The 18,369-nt window shown below is 72.8% G+C and carries 17 protein-coding genes; 10 read left to right on the top strand and 7 right to left on the bottom strand.

Going from position 1 to position 18,369, the window contains the following annotated elements:
• Positions 1-34 precede the first annotated feature (34 nt).
• Positions 35-283: a hypothetical protein gene (locus LZ495_RS44885; RefSeq protein ID WP_308268327.1), complete on the bottom strand. Its 249-nt coding sequence runs from the start codon at positions 281-283 to the stop codon at positions 35-37.
• Here LZ495_RS44885 and LZ495_RS17285 point away from each other — a divergent pair.
• The 6 genes from LZ495_RS17285 to LZ495_RS17260 all read left to right on the top strand — a co-directional run bounded on the left by LZ495_RS17285 (position 183) and on the right by LZ495_RS17260 (position 6,419).
• Entirely contained in the window at positions 183-1,211 is a 1,029-nt protein-coding gene (locus LZ495_RS17285) for a winged helix DNA-binding domain-containing protein (RefSeq protein WP_308268319.1), read from the top strand. The genes LZ495_RS44885 and LZ495_RS17285 overlap by 101 nt on opposite strands.
• Positions 1,212-1,473: 262 nt before the next feature.
• Entirely contained in the window at positions 1,474-2,718 is a 1,245-nt protein-coding gene (locus tag LZ495_RS17280; RefSeq protein WP_235053130.1) for a CaiB/BaiF CoA transferase family protein, read from the top strand.
• 149 nt (positions 2,719-2,867) lie between these two features.
• Positions 2,868-4,343, top strand: coding sequence for an OB-fold domain-containing protein (locus tag LZ495_RS17275; protein ID WP_235053129.1), 1,476 nt, complete (start codon positions 2,868-2,870; stop codon positions 4,341-4,343).
• Positions 4,344-4,345: 2 nt separating this feature from the next.
• Complete coding sequence (locus tag LZ495_RS17270) at positions 4,346-5,539, top strand: acetyl-CoA acetyltransferase (RefSeq protein ID WP_235053128.1); 1,194 nt, start codon at positions 4,346-4,348, stop codon at positions 5,537-5,539.
• Between the two features lie 195 nt (positions 5,540-5,734).
• Entirely contained in the window at positions 5,735-5,986 is a 252-nt protein-coding gene (locus tag LZ495_RS17265) for a DUF7660 family protein (protein ID WP_235053127.1), read from the top strand.
• Positions 5,987-6,020: 34 nt separating this feature from the next.
• Entirely contained in the window at positions 6,021-6,419 is a 399-nt protein-coding gene (locus LZ495_RS17260) for a YrdB family protein (protein ID WP_235053126.1), read from the top strand.
• Between the two features lie 15 nt (positions 6,420-6,434).
• Here LZ495_RS17260 and LZ495_RS17255 read toward each other — a convergent pair whose 3' ends face one another.
• The gene (locus tag LZ495_RS17255) at positions 6,435-7,352 is read right to left on the bottom strand and encodes an NAD(P)-dependent oxidoreductase (protein WP_235053125.1); all 918 of its coding nucleotides are present in this window, start codon (positions 7,350-7,352) and stop codon (positions 6,435-6,437) included.
• Positions 7,353-7,401: 49 nt separating this feature from the next.
• On the opposite strand from LZ495_RS17255, the gene LZ495_RS17250 reads away from it, so the two are divergent.
• On the top strand, positions 7,402-7,752 hold the full coding sequence (locus tag LZ495_RS17250) for a winged helix-turn-helix transcriptional regulator (RefSeq protein ID WP_235053124.1): 351 nt from the start codon (positions 7,402-7,404) through the stop codon (positions 7,750-7,752).
• Positions 7,753-7,827: 75 nt separating this feature from the next.
• Here LZ495_RS17250 and LZ495_RS17245 read toward each other — a convergent pair whose 3' ends face one another.
• The 3 genes from LZ495_RS17245 to LZ495_RS17235 all read right to left on the bottom strand — a co-directional run bounded on the left by LZ495_RS17245 (position 7,828) and on the right by LZ495_RS17235 (position 13,222).
• A complete protein-coding gene (locus LZ495_RS17245) occupies positions 7,828-8,928 on the bottom strand; it encodes a diaminopropionate ammonia-lyase (protein ID WP_235053123.1) in 1,101 nt (366 codons plus the stop codon).
• Between the two features lie 65 nt (positions 8,929-8,993).
• Positions 8,994-11,702 (bottom strand): hypothetical protein, encoded by a 2,709-nt coding sequence (locus LZ495_RS17240; RefSeq protein ID WP_235053122.1) that lies wholly within the window; start codon positions 11,700-11,702, stop codon positions 8,994-8,996.
• 125 nt (positions 11,703-11,827) lie between these two features.
• Positions 11,828-13,222, bottom strand: coding sequence for a serine/threonine-protein kinase (locus LZ495_RS17235; protein WP_235053121.1), 1,395 nt, complete (start codon positions 13,220-13,222; stop codon positions 11,828-11,830).
• A gap of 289 nt (positions 13,223-13,511) precedes the next feature.
• Here LZ495_RS17235 and LZ495_RS17230 point away from each other — a divergent pair, with 289 nt between their 5' ends.
• Positions 13,512-13,991, top strand: coding sequence for a nuclear transport factor 2 family protein (locus tag LZ495_RS17230; protein ID WP_235053120.1), 480 nt, complete (start codon positions 13,512-13,514; stop codon positions 13,989-13,991).
• 416 nt (positions 13,992-14,407) lie between these two features.
• On the top strand, positions 14,408-15,019 hold the full coding sequence (locus LZ495_RS17225; protein ID WP_235053119.1) for a phosphoribosylanthranilate isomerase: 612 nt from the start codon (positions 14,408-14,410) through the stop codon (positions 15,017-15,019).
• An 81-nt stretch (positions 15,020-15,100) separates the two neighbouring features.
• Here LZ495_RS17225 and LZ495_RS17220 read toward each other — a convergent pair whose 3' ends face one another.
• Positions 15,101-15,814, bottom strand: coding sequence for a TetR family transcriptional regulator (locus LZ495_RS17220; RefSeq protein WP_268822949.1), 714 nt, complete (start codon positions 15,812-15,814; stop codon positions 15,101-15,103).
• Between the two features lie 57 nt (positions 15,815-15,871).
• Here LZ495_RS17220 and LZ495_RS17215 point away from each other — a divergent pair, with 57 nt between their 5' ends.
• Entirely contained in the window at positions 15,872-16,891 is a 1,020-nt protein-coding gene (locus LZ495_RS17215; protein ID WP_235053117.1) for an oxidoreductase, read from the top strand.
• Here the strand turns inward: LZ495_RS17215 and LZ495_RS17210 are convergent.
• Positions 16,867-18,258 carry a cryptochrome/photolyase family protein gene (locus tag LZ495_RS17210; RefSeq protein ID WP_235053116.1) on the bottom strand — a complete coding sequence of 464 codons (1,392 nt, stop codon included), beginning with the start codon at positions 18,256-18,258 and terminating at the stop codon, positions 16,867-16,869. The two genes, LZ495_RS17215 and LZ495_RS17210, sit on opposite strands and share 25 nt — an antisense overlap.
• Between the last annotated feature and the right edge of the window lie 111 nt (positions 18,259-18,369).

Genomic DNA, 18,369 nt, shown 5'->3' with positions numbered 1-18,369 from the left:
CGCCCGATCCGGCCGGGCGTGCCCTGGGCAGCAACTACGCTGCGCAGATGCGGATCAGTGCGGCGGAGCGGCGCAGGCGGGTCGGGGTTCGGCACATGTTGGCGCCGTCGGCGCGGGTCGGCGATGTCACGGAGATCGCTTCGCGGTTGGTGGGGTTGCATGCCACGGATCCGGCGAGTGTCGTGCTGTCGGCGTGGGCCCGTTCGGCGGAGCCGGACGGGGTCGTGGCGGCCTTGGACGCTGCGTTGTACGAGCAGCGCTCGCTGCTGCGGATGCACTGCATGCGGCGCACGTTGTTCGTGGTGCCCGACGAGTTGGCCGCCGACCTGCAGGCCTCCACGACGCGGGTGGTGTCCGCCCGGGAGCGGGCCTCGGTGCTGAAGCTGCTGGCCGCGACCGGGCCGCATCGGGACGAGGCGTGGCTGGCCGAGGCGGAGGATGCCGCGCTCAAGGTGCTCGCCCGGCTCGGCACCGCGGCGGCGAGCGAGATCACCGCCGAGGTCCCCGTGCTGCAGGAGACCGTCACCATGTCGCCGGGCAAGCCGTACGAGGCGGTCAGCCGGGTGGGCGGGCACGTGCTGCGGCTGCTGGCGATGGACGGGCGGGTGCGCCGCGCCCGGCCGGTGGGCGGCTGGACGTCGGGGCAGTTCACGTACGAGATCGCTCCGCCGCTGCGGGACGCCGATCCGGCCGCGGCGCAGGCGGAGATCGTGCGGCGCTGGCTGGCCTGCTACGGCCCGGCGGCGACCGAGGACGTGAAGTGGTGGACGGGCTGGACACTCGGCGCCGCGCGGAAGGCGCTCGCCGAGGTGGGCGCGGTCGCGGTCGAGCTGGACGAGGGCCCGGGCTGGGTGCTGCCCGGCGACGAAGCCGAGACCGGGGACGTCGAGCCGTGGGCCGCCCTGCTCCCCAGCCTCGACCCGGCCACGATGGGCTGGAAGCACCGCGACTGGTACATGGCCCCGGAGCTGCGTCCACTGCTGTTCGACACCGCGGGTAACGGCGGTCCGACCGTGTGGTGGGACGGCGAGATCGTCGGCACCTGGGCGCAGCGCGACAGCGGCGAGGTGGTCTGGCGGATGCTCGCGGACCGCGGCGCCGGGGCCGAGGCCGCGGTCGCGGCGGAGGCGGCGCGGCTGGAAGCCTGGCTGGCGGACCGGCGGCTCCGGATCAAGTTCGCCGCGCCGCTCACCCGCGAACTGCTGAGCTGATCGCGCGGCGGAGCCGCCGGCCCGCTCCCCACCGGGGCCGCCCTCGCCCGCCCTCGCCCACCTGCCCTTTCCCCATCGGCCCATCCCCACCCGCCCCTCCGGGTGCCGTCCGTCACGCTGCCGCCCTCTGCTTATCTGACTCTCCGTCAGCTATGGTGGCAAGGCAGGGTGGAAACCTCTGGCCAGGAGCTTCGAGCAGATCGGAAGTGCCCGGTCGGACGGGCACCCGGGCGGAACGGGCACCACCATGGACGGAGAAACAATGCGCGTCGGAGAGGTCGCAGGCGCCGACCTGCAGCGGTTCGGCAAGCCCCTGGACGGGATCCGGGTGCTCGCCATCGAGCAGATGCAGGCACTGCCGTACGCGACCCAGATGCTCGCCCGGCTCGGCGCCGAGGTGATCAAGGTCGAGTCGCCCGGTCTCGGTGATTCGGGGCGCGGCTCGCTGCCGTCGATGAACGACCCCGAGGGCCGCAAGGTCGGCGTCACGTTCCTGCGCAACAACATGGGCAAGCGCAGCATCACCGTGGACCTCAAGAACCCCGAGGGCCTGGAGATCGTCCGCAAGCTGGCCGCCAAGGCCGACATCGTCTGCGAGAACTTCAAGGCGGGCGTCGCCGGGCGCCTGGGCTTGGGCTACGAGGACGTCGCGAAGATCAACCCGCGCGCGGTCTACCTCTCGGTCTCCGGCTTCGGCAACACCACCGAGACCCCGTACGCCGGCTGGCCCGCGTACGCCCCGGTCGCCGAGGGCATGGCCGGCCTGTACGAGTTCAAGCGCACCCCGGGCGTGGCCCCGGTCGTCTCGCCGCTCGGCGCGCTCGGCGACACCGGCTCGGCGCTGTTCGCGATCATCGGCGTGCTGGCCGCACTGCGGCACCGCGACGCCACCGGCGAGGGCCAGTACGTCGACATCTCGATGTACGACGCGATGGTCGCGCTCAACGACGCGGGCATCAGCTACTGGTCGATGGGCCTGAAGGACCCCGGCCTCGCGCCGCTGATCAACCACTCCTTCAAGGCCTTCGACGGCTACCTGATCATCCAGTGCGGCCGCCCGCACATGTTCAAGGGCCTCGCCGAGCTGATCGGCCACCCGGAGTGGGTCGGGGACCCGCGCCTGACCGGCCCGCAGGACTGGTTCAACCACGTCGAGGACATCATCCGCCCCGGCATCGAGGCCTGGGCCGCGGACAAGACGCGCCTGGAGGCGTGCGCCGCGCTCAGCGCGGTGGGCGTGGCGTCCGGCCCGGTCTACAACCCCGGCGACGTCATCGAGGACGAGCACGTCAAGAACCGCAACATGGTCGTCTCGATGGACCGCACCGACGGCGTGCCGGACCCGGTCCTGTCCCCCGGAAACCCGGTGAAGCTCTCCAAGATGGCCGAGGGCCCCGAGACCCGGGTGCCGTGGCTGGGCGAGCACACCGCGGAAATCCTGCGGGACGAACTGGGGCTGTCGGACGAGGAGATCACCCGCATCGTCGAGTCCGGCGCGACCGGCTGACCCCGGGCGCCGCGCGTGGCACCGCGGCGCCCCGAAGCACCACCCCCGGCATCACCCGCAGCACCGCCTGAAGAACCGCCCGAACTGCCGGCTTGCGACGACTCGGCCGCCGAGCGCCGACGAAACAGGAAGTGACGGTACCAACCACGATGACCACACCGAGCAACGGAGGAGCCGTGCGCGGCATCCTGGGCTACGGCGCGTACCTGCCGTACCGCCGCCTCGACCGCAAGGGCATCGCCCCGGTCGCGGGCACCGGCGGCGGGCGGGGCACCCGCACCGTCGCGTCGTTCGACGAGGACACCACCACCCTCGGCGTCGAGGCGGCGCGCAACGCGCTGCGTGCGACGCCCGGTGCCGCGCCGCGTGCGCTGCTGTTCGCGACGGTGGCGCCCGCGTACGCGGACCGCACCAACGCGACCGCGATCCACGCCGCGCTGCGGCTGGACGGCGGCGTGCCCGCGATCGACGCGACCGGTTCGGTGCGCTCCGCGGCCGGCCTGCTGCGCCTGGCCCTCGAGGGCGGCTCGTCCGCACTCGTGGTCGGTTCCGACATCCGCGGCGGCCTGCCCGGCAGCGGCGACGAGTCGGCCGGCGGCGACGGCGCGTCCGCCCTGCTCGTCGGCTCGGACACGGACGGCCCGGTGCTCGCCGAGTACCTCGGCGGCGCGTCGGCCACCGCGGAGTTCGTGGACCGGTGGCGCACTCCGGGCGACACCCGCTCGAAGCTGTGGGAGGAGAAGTTCGGCGAGAACCAGTACCTCGCCGCCGGACGCCAGGCCTGGACCGACGCCCTCAAGTCCACCGGCCTGACCGCCGACCAGGTCGACCACGCCGTGGTCACCGGCCTGCACGCCCGCGCGGTCGCGGGCCTGGGCCGCAAGCTCGGCGTGCGCGAGGGGGTGCTCGCGGACGACCTCGCCGCGACCGTGGGCACCACCGGCGCGGCGCACGCGGGCGTCCTGCTGGCCTCGGTCCTCGACGCCCTCGCGGGCAGCGAAGCCGCGGCCGGCAAGGTCGTCGCCGTGGTCGTCCTGTCCGACGGCGCCGAGGTGTTCCTGTTCCGCACCACCGAGGCACTCGGCTCGTACACCCCGTCGCGCACGGTCGCCGAGCAGGCCGCGGGCGGTGCGCCGATCGCGTACGGCAAGTTCCTGGCCTGGCGCGGCACACTGCAGGTCGAGCCGCCGCGCCGCCCGGAGCCGGCCCGTACCTCGTCCACGGCCGCGGTGCGGTCCACGGACTGGAAGTTCGGCTTCGTCGGCACCCAGGACCGCTCCTCCGGCGCGGTGCACCTGCCGCCCGCCCGCGTGTCGATGCGCGGTGGCACGGTGGACGACATGGAGCCGATCCCGATGGCCGAGTCGGTCGGCACGGTGAAGACCTTCACCATCGACCGCATGGCCTACTCGCCGTCTCCCCCGGTCGTGTTCGCCGTCGTGGACTTCGACGGCGGCGGCCGGCTCCCCATCGAGCTGACCGACATGGACGCCGACCAGGTCAAGATCGGCGACCGCGTCGAGCTGACCTTCCGCCGCATCGGCACCGCCGACGGCATCCACAACTACTTCTGGAAGGCCCGCCCCGTGCGGACCGCTTCCTCCGAGTCGGCGCAGGAGGCCTGAGCATGGGATCCCACGGCATCAAGGACCGCGTCGCGATCGTCGGCATGGGCTGCACGCCCTTCGTCGAGGCCTGGGAGAAGGGCACCGACGACCTGCTGATCGACGCCGCGCAGGAGACCTTCGCGTCGGCCGGCATCGCCAAGGACGACGTCGACGCCTTCTGGCTGGGCACCGCGCAGACCGGCATGAGCGGCATGGTCCTGTCCAAGCCGCTGCAGCTCCAGAACAAGCCCGTCACGCGCGTCGAGAACATGTGCGCGACCGGCTCCGAGGCGCTGCGCCAGGCGGCGTACGCGGTCGCCTCCGGCGCCTACGACGTCGCGATGGCGGTCGGCGTCGAGAAGGTCAAGGACGGCGGCTTCCAGGGCCTCAACGCCTTCCCGGTCCCCGGCGACGGCACCGCGCGCACCCTCACCGCCGCGGCGATGTTCTCGATGGTGGCCCCGGCGTACGGCCACAAGTACGGCGTCTCCGAAGAGGAAATGCGCGCCGTGCTCTCGCACATCGCCTCGAAGAACCACTACAACGGCGCCCGCAACCCCCGCGCGCAGTTCCGCAAGGAGATCGCCCCCGAGAAGATCTCGGCGATGCCGAAACTCGCGGGCCAGCTCGGCGTGTTCGACTGCGCAGGCGTCGCCGACGGCGCCGCCGCCGCGATCGTCGTGCGGGCCGAGGACGCGTACAAGTACACCGACAAGCCGCTCTTCATCAAGGCCCTGTCGATGGTCGCGGGCAACGGCTCCGGGGTCATCGACCCGGAGTACGACTACACGACCTTCTGGGAGATCGCCGCCTGCGCCAAGGACGCGTACGCCCAGGCGGGCGTCACCGACCCGCGCAACGAGATCGCCATGGCCGAGGTGCACGACTGCTTCACCCCGACCGAGCTGGTCCTCATGGAGGACCTCCAGTTCGCCGACCGCGGCACCGCTTGGAAGGAGGTCCTCGCCGGGGCCTTCAACCTCGACGGACGCCTCCCGGTCAACCCGGACGGCGGCCTCAAGTCCTTCGGCCACCCGGTCGGCGCCTCCGGCCTCCGCATGATGTTCGAGGCCTGGCTCCAACTCCGCGGCGAAGCCCCCGCCGACCGCCGCATCCCCGAGACCGACCGCAAGCTCGCCCTGACCCACAACCTGGGCGGCTACCCGGGCGAGATGGTCTCCTTCATCTCCATCCTGGGCAACGAACTCGGCTGACGCACAACGAAATTGGTGTGGGGGGGGCCCGCCACCGCCCGGGCGCCCCCCCCCATTTTGCACGCGCCCCCCCCCGGCGGGGGGGGCGGCCCCCCCCCCCCCCCCCCCCCCCCCCCCACACCTTTTTCCACGCGCCCGCCCTCGGAAGGACGGGCGCCCCGACGCCGTGATCTTGGTGGCGCTACGGTTGCGCCCATGACACTCGATCCGGACACCGAGATCCACGACCGTGCGAAACTGGCTGCGTTCGTCCGGGCCCTGCATCAGGACTACCTCCGGCGCGGCCAACACTGGGAAAACGACACGCTGGAGCGCTTCCTCCAGGCGCTCGCCGCCTGGATCCAGGATTCCGAGGGCTGGTACCGGAACACCGGCAAGGAGCTTCCGCCCGGCGGGGACTGGACGTTCCTGGCCCGGGCGCTCGATGCCGCCACCGCCTACGAGTGACCCGACCCCGCCGGAACGAAAGAGAGTTGCGCACGTGAGCAGCCATGAAGCGGCGATGCCGGGATGGAATCTCGGGGTTCGGCTGGTGCTCGAACTCGGGTCGTTCGCGGCGCTCGGGTGGGCGGGATGGCAGATGGGTGGCGGTGGGGTGGGCGGGGTTCTGCTGGCTACCGTGCTGCCGTTGGCGGCGATGGTGCTGTGGGGGACATTCGCGGTGCCCGGGGATCCGAGTCGGAGTGGGAAGGCGCCGGTTCCGGTATCGGGGGCGGTGCGGTTGGCCGTGGAGTATGCGGTGTTCGGCGGTGCGGTCGTCGCGCTTGCCTCGCAAGGGGCGTACGTGGCGGCCGGTGTGTTCGCCGCGGTCAATGTGCTGCACGCGGCGTTCGGCGTGCCGCGGTTGAAGTGGCTGCTGCGGTACCGCGTCGCGGCCTGACGACCGCGGCCTGGGTCAGCGCCGCCCGAGCACCTCGGCGATCCGGGTGAAGCCGTCCTCGCCGTGTCCCAGCCCGATCGTGCGGCGGGCCCAGCCCTCCGCGGCGCGCATCACCGCGGCGTCGATGCCGTGTTCCTCGGAGGCGTGCACGATGTGGGCCATCGAGGACGCGGCCGACGTGAGCGGGTTGTCCTCGCCGGTGAACGTCCCCGCGTCCACGCTCTCCGCGGTCTCCGCGAAGATCGGCGGCAGGATCGCCCCGATCCCCTGGGCGAAAGGCGCCAGTTCGCCGGCGGTGATGCCCTCGGCCTTGGCGACCGCCAGGGCGTGCGCGTAGCCGGCCATCGCGGTCCAGAAGATGTCGAGCAGGGCGATGTCGTACGCGGCGGCCCGGCCGATGTCCTCGCCGAGGAACGTGTGCGTACCGCCCAATGCGTCGAGCACCGGGGCGTTTTCGCGGTAGACGGCCTCGGGGCCGCTGTGCAGGAGGACCGCGTGCGGCGTGCCGATGGTCGTGGTCGGGGTCATGATCGCGCCGTCCAGGTACCGGATCCCGTGCGCCTCGGCCCACGCGCCGGTGTCCCGCGAGCGCGCGGGGGTGTCGGCGGTCAGGTTGACCAGCGTGCGGCCCTTGAGCGCGGCGGCCACCGCGTCGTTCCGGAGGACGGCGTCCGACGCGTCGTAGTTGACCACGCACACGACGGTCAGCGGACTGGCCGCGGCCGCCTCGGCCGCGGAATCCGCGCGCAGTGCGCCGCGTTCCAGCAGGGAGAGGTCTCGTCCCGGCGTCCGGTTCCACACCGTGGTCCGCACGCCGGCGTCGAGGAACGCCCCGGCCAACGCCCGCCCCATCGGCCCCAGGCCGATGACCGTCACTGCAGTCCTGCTGTCCGCCTTGCCCGCAACGCCGATGCCGCTGTCGATGCCGCTCATGCCGAACTCCCGTACACATAGCCGATCAATTGATGACAAAAGGACGCCCATGACGCGCAGTCGAGCCCAGGACACCGAAGTGTGCGGGGTGACCGCCGCCATCGCCGTCATCGACGGCAAGTGGAAGACCGTGCTGCTGTGGCACCTGGAGCAGGGGCCGCGCCGCCCGGGCGAGCTGCGCCGGAGCCTCCCGGGTCTCACCGAGAAGGTCCTGACGCAAGCCCTGCGCGAGATGGAGGACGACGGCATCGTGCACCGCCGGGTCCACGAGGACGTGCGCCTGCGGACCGAGTACTCCCTGACCCCGTTCGGCCGGGATCTCGCCGACGCGCTGGCCCCGCTGTCCGAATGGGGCCACCGGCGTCTGGACTTCCTCGCCGAGTCCCGCTCGGCGTCCTGACGACAACCCTCGTCGAGCGCGAGGCCGGCGACAAGTACCCACTAAAAGGTGGGTATCCGGGGCTCGGTCGTACGGCTATTGCGGGTTGGCCGCGGTGCCCTCGGTGCTGAGCAGTACGACCACCGACGTCGCGTCGAGTCCCAACGCCGCGCGATGTGCGTCGGCGTCGGCCCCGGTCAGCGCGGCCCGCAGTCCGGCGAGGGCCGCCGCGCCGCACGGGCCGGACGAGACCCCGGCGGCGGCTAGGTCCGCGGCCGCGCGGGCACCGGCCGCATCGGACACTGCGACCGCGCCGTCCAGCCCGTTCCGCAGGAACGGCCAGGCGATGCTGGACGGAGTGCCGCAGTTCAGCCCGGCCATCGTGGTCTCACCGGTGTCGACACTGGTGAGTTCGCCGCGCCGGAGGCTCTCCAGGACGCACGCGGCGGCCTCCGGCTCGACGCACAGAAGCGCCGCGGCGCGCCCCGGCGGACGGCTGCGGTAGTGCGTGACCACGGCCTGCGCCAGCGACCCCACCCCGGCCGGCACGCAGACGATATCCGGTCCGCCGCCTGCACCCGCGGCCGCCAGTTGCTCGTCGATCTCGGCGCACAGCGTCGAGTAGCCCTCGACGATCCACCCCGGGATCTCCTCGTACCCCGGCCACGCGGTGTCCTGGATCAGGACGGTGTCCGCGGCTTCCGCAGCCTCGGCGGCGGCGCGCACCGCGTCGTCGTACGGCCCGGCGACCTCGGTGACCTCGGCCCGCTCGGCGGCGATCGCCGCGACGGCCTCGGGGTGGACGCCGTGCGGGACGAACACGTGGGCCCGCTGCCCGAGCAGGCGTGCGGTGCGGGCGACGGCGCGTCCGTGGTTGCCGTCGGTGGCGGTGACGAGCGTGACCGGACCGGCCGTCGGGTCCTTCGCCGCCCGCTCGGCCAGGATGCGATGCGCGGCCCAGGATGCCCCCAGTGCCTTGAACGCGGGCAGCCCCAGCCGCTGCGACTCGTCCTTGGCGAACACTCGACCGACCTTCAACTCGGCGGCCAGCGCAGGGATTTCGGTCAGCGGCGTGGGCACGTACCCGGGCAGCGAGGCGTGAAAGTCCCGGACCTCGCCCGGCGCCGGGTCGCACCGCCACGCACGGGCGTCGGAGGGCGCGAACCACGGCGGCGTGCGGAGAGCATCGTCGGTCATTCGATCATCATGCAATCAAGATCGACCAGCCGGCGAGTACAAATGGGCGGCGCCCTGCCTCCTCCTCAGTCGGCGATGGCCGCCGCGGTGGCCAGGAGTTCCGGGATCGTGCCGGCGAAGTCGCCGATCAGGCGGACTCCGACCGCCCAGTGCTCGGGGTCGGCCGGGTCGAATCCGGCGGCGGCCATGAGACTCAGGGCCGCGGCGCGCGGCGACACCGGGGCATCCGGATCGTCCGCACCGTCCAGGCCGACCGGGCCGACCGGGCCGACCGAACGAGCCGAACCGGACCGACCGGCCCAACCATTTTCGGACATCTGCGTCAGGCACTCCACGACAACACCCGCAGGCGAAGCCAGAGCCAGCAAGTCACCGGGCAAGAGGCGGCCATCGGCCAGTGCCGTGTCCAGCCAGTCCCGGTCGTGCACCCGCATCGCCAGCGGCACGGCAGCCAGGTACGCGACCAAGAGCTGCCGCGGGCAGTCCCGGTGGCTCGCCAGAGCCGCCGACGGCCCGTCCGCAAAGGCCTGTTCCTCGGCCAGCGCGGTCAGATGCGCCCACGGCAGCGGGATGCCGTACTCGGCCTCGAAATGCTCAAGCCGCTCGTCGGCCTTTCCGGTGCGCCGCAGCAGGAACTGCGCGACGCTGTCCGCACTGCGGGCCGCAGCAAGTGCCTCCTGGAGCGCACGCAGGCCCTCCTCCGGGGTGTCGGCACCGATCGCAGCCCGCAGTTGGTTGTGCATCGCGGGCGGGAACGGATGCTTGGTGCTCGGCCGCCGCCCGGGAAACTCCGTCTCGTCCAGCAACGCCGCGACCGCGTCGGGCCCGTGGCGCTCCCACAGGCCGATGGCGACGCGCAGCCGCCCCGGGTCGGTCTGCAGGCGCGTCCGCCCGAGCATCGCCCGGACGAGCAGCGGATCGCCCGAATCGAGCGCGGCGAGCAGCCAGTTGCGACGGCTGGCCGGGCTGGTACGGGCGAACAGCTCGCCGAGCGCGGGGCTGACCGGTACGACCCGGTCCCCGCCGCGGCGCGGCCGACCGGCGCAGATGCGCACCCGTTCGTCCTGGGATATCGCCCCGAAGTCGTAGAGGGCAGCGTTGACTTCCGGATCGTCGAGATCCAGTAGGCCGTCGATGACGTCCTGCGGCATCTCCCAGTGTGCGGCGTTCGCCACCGCGGCCGGCATGCCGCACACCGCGTAGATGTGCGTGCGGACCGCCGCGGACAGCGGGTAGTAGATCGTGAGGTGCTGGACGGCACGTGCGTCCAAGGCCGGGATCACCGCACGCTGCACGTGGTCCGGCGCCGCGGCGAGGAGCGCATACAGCTGCTTGCGAGAGCCTTCGGGGGCCTCGGCCGGGAAGCGCGGCTCCAGCCCGCGCGTCCACACCACCGGGGTGCCCCGTTCGCGTGCGACGGCCACCTGCTCGACTGCCGCGGCAACCAACTCCTGGCAGCTACCCGGGAATCGGGCAAGCGTCTTGTACAGCGCGATCCACGTCTCGGGGTCGTCGCCCAGCGGCGCAATGAGCTGCACGACGGCCTGGGCGAGCGCCGCGGGCAGGTGGCCGCGGTAGCGGGCGGAGCCGTTGTACGCGGGGTCGTCCGCGTCCTCATCGTCGACGACGTCGGGGGTGTCATCCACTCCGACGCCACCGTCTGCCACGCCGGCGCCGTCCGCACGCCGGGGCGACATGCGGTGCAGCGCCTCCAGCACCGCACTTGCCGGACCGACCCGGGCCAGCACGTCGTCGATCCCGAACCAGCCGGCGCGCAGCCCGCGGGTCAGCAGTTCGACCAGCTGCATCCCGTCCGGCGCCTCGGGCGGCAGAGCCGCGGCAAGCGGCAGCGGCCCGAAGCCGTCCGCGTGGTACGAGCCCAATCCCGCCCGCACCGCGTCGAACAGCAGCTCCGGCGGGCAGCCCTGATGCCGCGTCAGCCGGATCCGGGTCCGCTGGCTGAACGGCTGGCGGACCTCCTCACGGTGCACCGCCGCCCAGTCGACGCCGCCCGGCGGCGTGTCGTCCGGCCCTCCGTACCGCAGCGCGGTCAGCCAGGCATCGTGCTCGGGACGCGGCTCGGGATCGCCGCTGAACCGCACCCGGGCGGCCCGCAGTGCGGTCGGCGGATCGGCGGAGTCGGCCGCCGCACGGAACGCCGCGCCCATGCCGGGGTGGCCGAGGCCGTCCTCCTCGCCCTCGAAGACCTCGGCGAACAGGAGCAGTTCGGTACGTACCCCGCCGGGTTCGGTATCCGCGAGGTTCCGCAGCACGCAGTCCATGACGACGCCGGGCGGCAGCGAACGGCCGAGCTCGGCCACCGCATGCCGCACCAGCTCCGGGAACCGCGAGTCCAACGCACCGCGCAGCCGCCACGGCGTCCGGTCGCTCAGCAACGGCTCGATGAGCGCCGTGCGCCACCGCGGATCCGCCGCGTCCGCGGCCTCCCACACGGCGTCGCGTACGCGCTCACTCCGGTTTCCGGACGTCGCCAGCGCATGGCCTACGACCGGGTCGCCTTGCCTGGCAAGCGCCAACGCTGTGTCCTCGCCCATGTGCTCGTTGCGGGCGTACGCGACCAGCAGGTCACGGTCCCCCGACGCCAGAACGGCCTCGGCGACCTGCCGCGGCGGTGCCACGTAGTGCGCCTGAAGCGCCTTGAGCGTCTCGGGCTTGAGCCGCTCGGCGAGCTTGGCGGCCGTCGGCGCAGGAGCCAGCCGGTACGCGGCATATACAGCAGCGCGCAGCGCCACCGAATTGTCGAATCTGCTCACCTTGGAACGCCGCTCCCCGCAAAGACACCAGTGGCACGCCTCCCCCGGCGCAAGACCCGATCAGCCTATGCGGCACGACGGACACTCCCGGAAGCGGCACCGCGACGGCCCCGCGGCGGCGGGCCTCAGGCTGCCGCCAACCGCATGCGGCGGGTTCGGACCTCGCGGTAGGCATACGCGACGACGCTCAGCGCAATCGCGGTATTGAACACCGGCATCGAGTGGGCCAGCGTCGGGCCGGCACCGAACATCACCCCCAGGTAGAAACCGACGGCATTGGTCGCCGCGAACACGTAGCCCACGCCGCGCAGAAATCCTGACGAGCCCGGATTCACCGTCATGGTGCAGACGAGAAGCCCCACCATGCAGAAGCGGACGATCAGGATGGCAGCGGCCCAGTGCTCCCACATCTCCGTGTCGGCCACCCAGAAGTCGGACGACACCATAATGAGCGCGAACACCAGCGCAGGCAGGCCGAAGCGCTCCCAAGCCTCGCGCCGGGACGCTGCAGCCGGTGCCGGACTCGCCTCCGAGATCACCGACGCACGTGGAGCCACCGGATGCACCCGAGGCGAGGCATCGCCGCCGGGCCTCCGGCTCTCGGCCGCAGGGGCCCTCACGTCCGCTGTGGTCTTCGCGTCTGCGAAGGTCGCCGGCCCCGGGGTACGCAGTGCCGCGGACGCCGCGCGCAGGATGGCGGTGGTGGCCGCGGGCGGCAGCCAGCCATGGTCGGCCCGGACGTGCGTCGGCGGCGCCGGGATCATCGCCCGGGCCGCCTCGGCGGTCGGACGCGCCGCCGGGGACTTCGCGAGCGCCGCCTCGACCAGGGGTGCGAGAGCAGCCGGCAGGCCGTCGAGGTCGGGCGGGCGGGTGGTCAAGTTGGCGAACAGCACCGGCAGTGTGTCGCCGGGGAACGGCGGCCGCCCGGTGGCCGCATAGGCCAGAACCGCGCCCACCGAGAAGACATCGCTCTCCGGCCCGACGTCGGAGCGTTCGAACTGCTCGGGCGACATGAAGCCGAGCGTCCCGACGGTCTGCCCGGTCCGCGTCAGCCCGGTCGCCTCGGCGACCCGCGCGATCCCGAAGTCGATGACCTTCGGGCCGTCGACGTCGAGCATGACGTTGGACGGCTTGATGTCCCGATGCACCAAGCCGGCGCCGTGCACTCCGGACAACGCGGTGAACAGACCGGACGCCAGGGCGGTCAGCGACTCCTCGGGCAGCGGCCCGAAGCGCGCCACCGCATCGCCGAGGGTGATCCCCGGAACGAACTCGGTCGCCAGCCAAGGGACCGCCGCATCCGGATCGGCATCCAGCACTGCTGCGGTGAACCCGCTGCCGACTCTCCGCGCCGCCCCCACCTCGCGGACGAACCTGCGCCGGAACTCGGTCTCGTCGCCGTTGAGGAGATACGGGTGGACCACTTTGACGGCTGCCGCGACGCCGTCCGGTGCCCGGCCGAGGAACACCCGGCCCATCCCGCCGGCACCCAGCAGCCCGACCAGGCGGAACTTTCCCACGTGTTGCGGATCCCCCGGACCCAACGGCTCCATGACGCCCCCGATTTGCGACTCGAACGGTCCGGCCGGAGATCGGCCGGGCCTGCCGAATATCCAAGACCATCGCGCACTCCCGTGCCGCGGCAACGTCCGATCCACGCAACCCCTTCGCCGCCCCCTCCGCCGCGGCACCGCGCCGCGGCGTCGCGCCCCGGCCGGCGGCCATGGATATCGCAAGGCCGCTCTGATAGCACCGGGGGCATCCGTCCTTGGGTCGCACCCGGACCCTCCCCTCCCGGAGGTATCACGCATGGGCCGCTTCACCCGCGAGGAACTGCAAGAGGCGCTCGCGCACTACGACTCCGTCGTCGCGACGTGTGTCGAGTCGGGCGACTGGAACGCGTTCGCCGACCTGTTCACCGAAGACGTCGTCTACACCGAGCACGCGTACGGCGTGTTCACCGGCCGCGAGGCGGTCCGGGCATGGATCGGGCAGGTCATGGCGCCCTTCCCGATGATGCGCTTCCCGCAGGACTGGATCGCGTACGACGAGGAGAACGGCGCCATCGTGCTCGGCGTCCGCAACGTACTGCCGCATCCGACCGAGCCGGGCGTGGAGTTCGGCTTCGCGAACTGGACCCGCCTCGTGTACGCGGGCGATGGCCTCTTCTCCTCCGAGGAGGACTGCTACAACCCGGCCCGCGACGCGCCCGCCGCCATCGGCGCCTGGCTCGAAGCGGGCGGCAAGCCGGCCACGGAGATCGTGACCCACGACGACCGCGAGGTCTGACCCGACCGGCACCCGGCCGCACCACGGCGGGGCCGAGCAGCAGGACGCGGCCCCGCCCCGCTCACGTCTCGCCTCCGCTCACGTCTCGTCTCCGCTCGCGCCCTCCCCCGCTCCGCTCACGCCCTCCCCGGCTCCGCTCCCATTCCGCTCACGTCTTCCCCCCACCCCGCCCTCCCCCACCCCTCTCCCACCCTGCTCTCGCCCACGCCCTCCCCCACCCCACCGCCCCGCGCTCTCGCTCACGCCCGCCCCAGCCTGCTCTCGCTCAAGCCCCGTCGGGTGGTGGCGAGGAAGGCAGCGCAGCACGGGAGAGGCCGCGAGCATGGTCCAGCGCGAGGGGAGCGTGGGCTGAGGCGGGGGCGCGAGCGAGAACGGGGGCGGGAGCCTTTCCGAGCCGAGCGGATAGGGTCGAAGGCATGGACCACTCGCTCTTCGTGAAGATCTGCGGCCTCAAGACCGGCCACGACGTCGACGTGGCCGTGGCCTCGGGTGCCGACGCCGTCGGCTTCGTCTTCTCGAAGAGCCCGCGTCGGATCGACGTCGAGACGGCCGCGAAGCTGTGCGCGCGCGTGCCTGAGGGTGTCCTGACGGTCGGCGTGTTCCGCAACGAGGCCCTGGAGGACACCCGGGCGTGGGCCCAGGACTCCGGCGTGCAGGCCATCCAGCTGCACGGAAGCGAAGACCGCGCCTACTTCGACGCGCTCGCCGGCGGCAGCTGGACCCTGCTGCGGGCCGCCGCGTACGACGACCCCGGGCTGCGCTTCGGGGACATGGGCGAGGACATGCTGCTGCTGGACGCCCCGGTGCCGGGCGCGGGTGTGGCCTGGGACTGGTCCGCGGTCCCGGCCCTCGAAGGCGAGAAGTGGCTGCTGGCCGGGGGCCTGACCCCGGCGAACGTACGCGCGGCCGTGGAAGCGGCCCGCCCGTGGGGCGTGGACGTCTCCAGCGGCGTCGAGCAAAGCCGCGGCGTCAAGGACCCGGCCCTGATCACCGCCTTCATCCAGGCTGCCCGCGGCACCCGGGACTGACCCGGGCGCGACCGCGTCCACCGCAGCAACCACCACGTCCGCAGCACCGAGCGCCCCGACCGCCGTAGGCGAACCCGCCTGCTAGGCCGTCCGGTTCGCCGCCCGTCCCTGATCCGCCGCCCCCGGGACGACCACTCGCTCCGGAACCGCATCCAGGCTGGCGGCAAGCACGGCGAACGCGCTGTCGGTGAGACCGGCCGGGTCCGCGGTGCCGTCCCCGTCGGACCACTGCTGCAGCACCGCATCGAACGCGACCAGAGCCATCCCGGCGGCCAGTCCCGGATAGAGCCCGGCCGGCGCGGCTGCCTCGGCACCGTCGCGCGCCTCAAGGCCGAGCCGTGCCGCCAGTTCGACGCTCAGGTCGTCCCGCCACTGCGCCTGGCGTTCGAGGAACCGGGCACGCAGGGCCGGAGTACGCATGATCAGCCGGACCACGGGCAGTGCCCGCTCCGCATGGTCGCCGCACGCGGCGAGCGGGACCGCGACCGTGTGCCGCAGCGCCACGGACGGCGGCTCGGCAGCCGGCCGCGCCGCCAGTTCGGCACGCATGCCGTTGCCCATGTCGGCCAGGAACCGGACGACGACGTCCTCCTTGGACGCGAAGTAGCGGAAGAAAGTCCGCTTCGACACCCCGGCGACGGCCGCGATCTCGTCGACGGTCACCGCGTCGAACCCGCGCTGCGCCAGGAGCTGCAGGGCGGCCTCGGTCAGTTCGTTCGCGACCAGCTGCCGCTTGCGCTGGGCCATGGGGATGTCGGAAGGGGAGCTCACCCGGCCATCGTATCCGCATGCCATTCATGACATCAAACGCACACATTGACACCGAGTGACACACTTGGCAGCATGCGACACATGATCAAGAACCCGAAGCCGTGGAACGCCGAGCAGATCCCCGACCAGACCGGCCGGACCTTCGTGGTCACCGGTGCCAACAGCGGCCTCGGCCTGGCGACGACCGCCGCGCTCGCCCGCCGCGGCGCCCATGTGGTCCTCGCGGTCCGCAACGAGGAACGCGGGCACCAGGCTGCGGCGCGCATCACCGCCGCGATCCGCACCGACGCTTCGCGCGCCGGTCGCGGACGACGCCACGAACGCCCTGATGCACGCGCGGACGAAGACCTGCACGCGCGCCTGGAAGTGCGCCGCCTGGACCTGGCCGACCTCGACTCGGTCCGCGCCTTCGCCGCCGGCCTGCGCGCCGACCGCACCCGCCTCGACGTGCTCGTCAACAACGCGGGAGTCATGGCACCGCCCCGCACCCTCAGCGCGCAGGGGCACGAGCTCCAGTTCGCCGCCAACCACCTCGGGCACTTCGCGCTGACCGGCCTGCTCCTCGACCTGCTGGCGGCCGGGACCGACCCGCGGGTGGTCACGGTGAGTTCGACCAACCACCGCAAGGGCCGACTGGACTTCGACGACCTGTCGGGCGAGCGCTCCTACTCCCCCATGGGCTTCTACAACCAGGCGAAGTTCGCCAACGCCGTCTTCGGCACCGAACTCCACCGCAGGCTCGACGCCGCCGGCAGCCCCGTCCGCAGCATCCTCGCCCACCCCGGGTACGCCGCCACCAACCTCCAGACCAGCGCCCCGTCCGGCCTGGTCAAACTGCTCTTCGGCCGCCTCCTGATCCCGCTGGCCCAGTCACCGGAGCAAGGTGCGCTGCCGCAACTGCACGCCGCGACCGCCCCGGACGTCGCCGGCGGCCGGTTCGTCGGCCCGGGCGGCCGCGGCGAAGTGCGCGGCGCCCCCGCATTCGTGCCACTCGCCCCGGCCGCAGCCGACCCCGCCACAGGCCGCCGCCTCTGGACCCTCTCCGAGGAACTGACCGGCGTACGCTTCCCCTTCCCTCAGCCCTCCCGTACCGCCTTGTAGCGGGCCAAGGACACCGCTCGCTCCTCGGCGTGGTCGACGATCGGCTTGGGGTAGCCCTTCGGCGGGCCGCCCGGGAGCTTCCACGGTTCGTGCACGGCCGCGCCGGCGACGCCCTGCAACTCGGGGATGTAGCGGCGCACGTAGTCGCCGTCCGGGTCGAACTTCCGGCCCTGGGCGACCGGGTTGAAGATGCGGAAGTACGGCGCCGCGTCCGTGCCGCATCCGGCGACCCACTGCCAGCCGTGGCTGTTGGAGGCCAGGTCGCCGTCGGCCAGCAGGTTCATGAAGTGCCGGGCGCCGCGCGTCCATTCCTGGTGCAGGTCCTTGACCAGGAAGGACGCCACCACCATGCGGACCCGGTTGTGCATCCAGCCTTCGGCCGCGAGCTGGCGCATGCCGGCGTCGACGAACGGATAGCCGGTCCGGCCCGCCTGCCAGGCCGCGAACAGTGCGTCCGCGTCCTGGCCGGTGTCGTACTGCATCCCGGCGAGCTGCGGGTTCAGGTACTCCCGGGCGCTCTCCGGGTGGTGATGAAGGACGTCGGCGTAGAACTCGCGCCAGGCCAGCTCGGCGCGGAACGTGCTCGCGTCCGGTCCCACCTCGGCCAGCAGGGTGCGCGGGTGGACCTCCCCGAAGCGCAGGTGGACGGACAGATGCGAGGTGCCGGGCAGGTCGGCGCGGTCGCGCGTTTCCGCGTAACGCTGCAGGCCCTTCTTGCGGTACGCCGACCACACGGCCCGCGCGGCCGCCTCGCCCGCGGTCGGCAGGGCGGGAACCCCGCTGCGCGGCTCCGCCGGGATGCCGGACGACTTGACGCCGTCGGCCCACACCACGTCCTTCGGCTCGGGCAGCGGCGCCCGCCAGCCGTGGTCGGCCCAGGCCCGCAGGAACGGCGTGAAGACGCGGTAGGGCGTGTCGTCCTGCTTGCGGACCCGCCCCGGGGCGACCGCGTACGGCGACCCGGTACGCACGAGCGCGACGCCTTGCTCGCCGAGGGCCTGCTCGACTTCCTCGTCCCGGGCACGGCCGTACGGTCCGAAGTCGGCGGCCGCGTGCACTTCGTCTGCGCCCGTTTCGGCAACCAACCGGCCGAGCTCGGCGACGGGTTCGCCCCTTCGTACGACCAGCCCGCCGGAGCCGCGCTCGCGCAGGGCCGCGTCCAGGGCATGCAGCGAACGGACCAGGTACGCCCGCCGCGAAGGCCCCGCGGGCTCCCACAGCACCGGATCGACCACGAAGACCGGCAGCACCGACGCAGGGCCGGAACCGTCCCCCGTCCCCGGCACTCCCGTGCCGGCCGCGGCGTGCAGCGCAGGATTGTCGGCGAGCCGCAGGTCGCGGCGGAACCACAGCAGTCGGACGGGCATGGGACCACGCTAGGCCCCGCGCGACGCGCCTCCGCCACTTCCGGCCCGCGCCACCCCGAAAGCGTGACACCGCCCGGCCATTCGTGCGCTTCCGCGGCCCCTTGACCTCAA

Origin of the sequence: Yinghuangia soli, from assembly GCF_021502675.1 — a bacterium.
Classification (GTDB): domain Bacteria; phylum Actinomycetota; class Actinomycetes; order Streptomycetales; family Streptomycetaceae; genus Yinghuangia; species Yinghuangia soli.
Note: the sequence above shows the minus strand (reverse complement) of the source record. Positions and strands in the feature narration are given on the sequence as shown.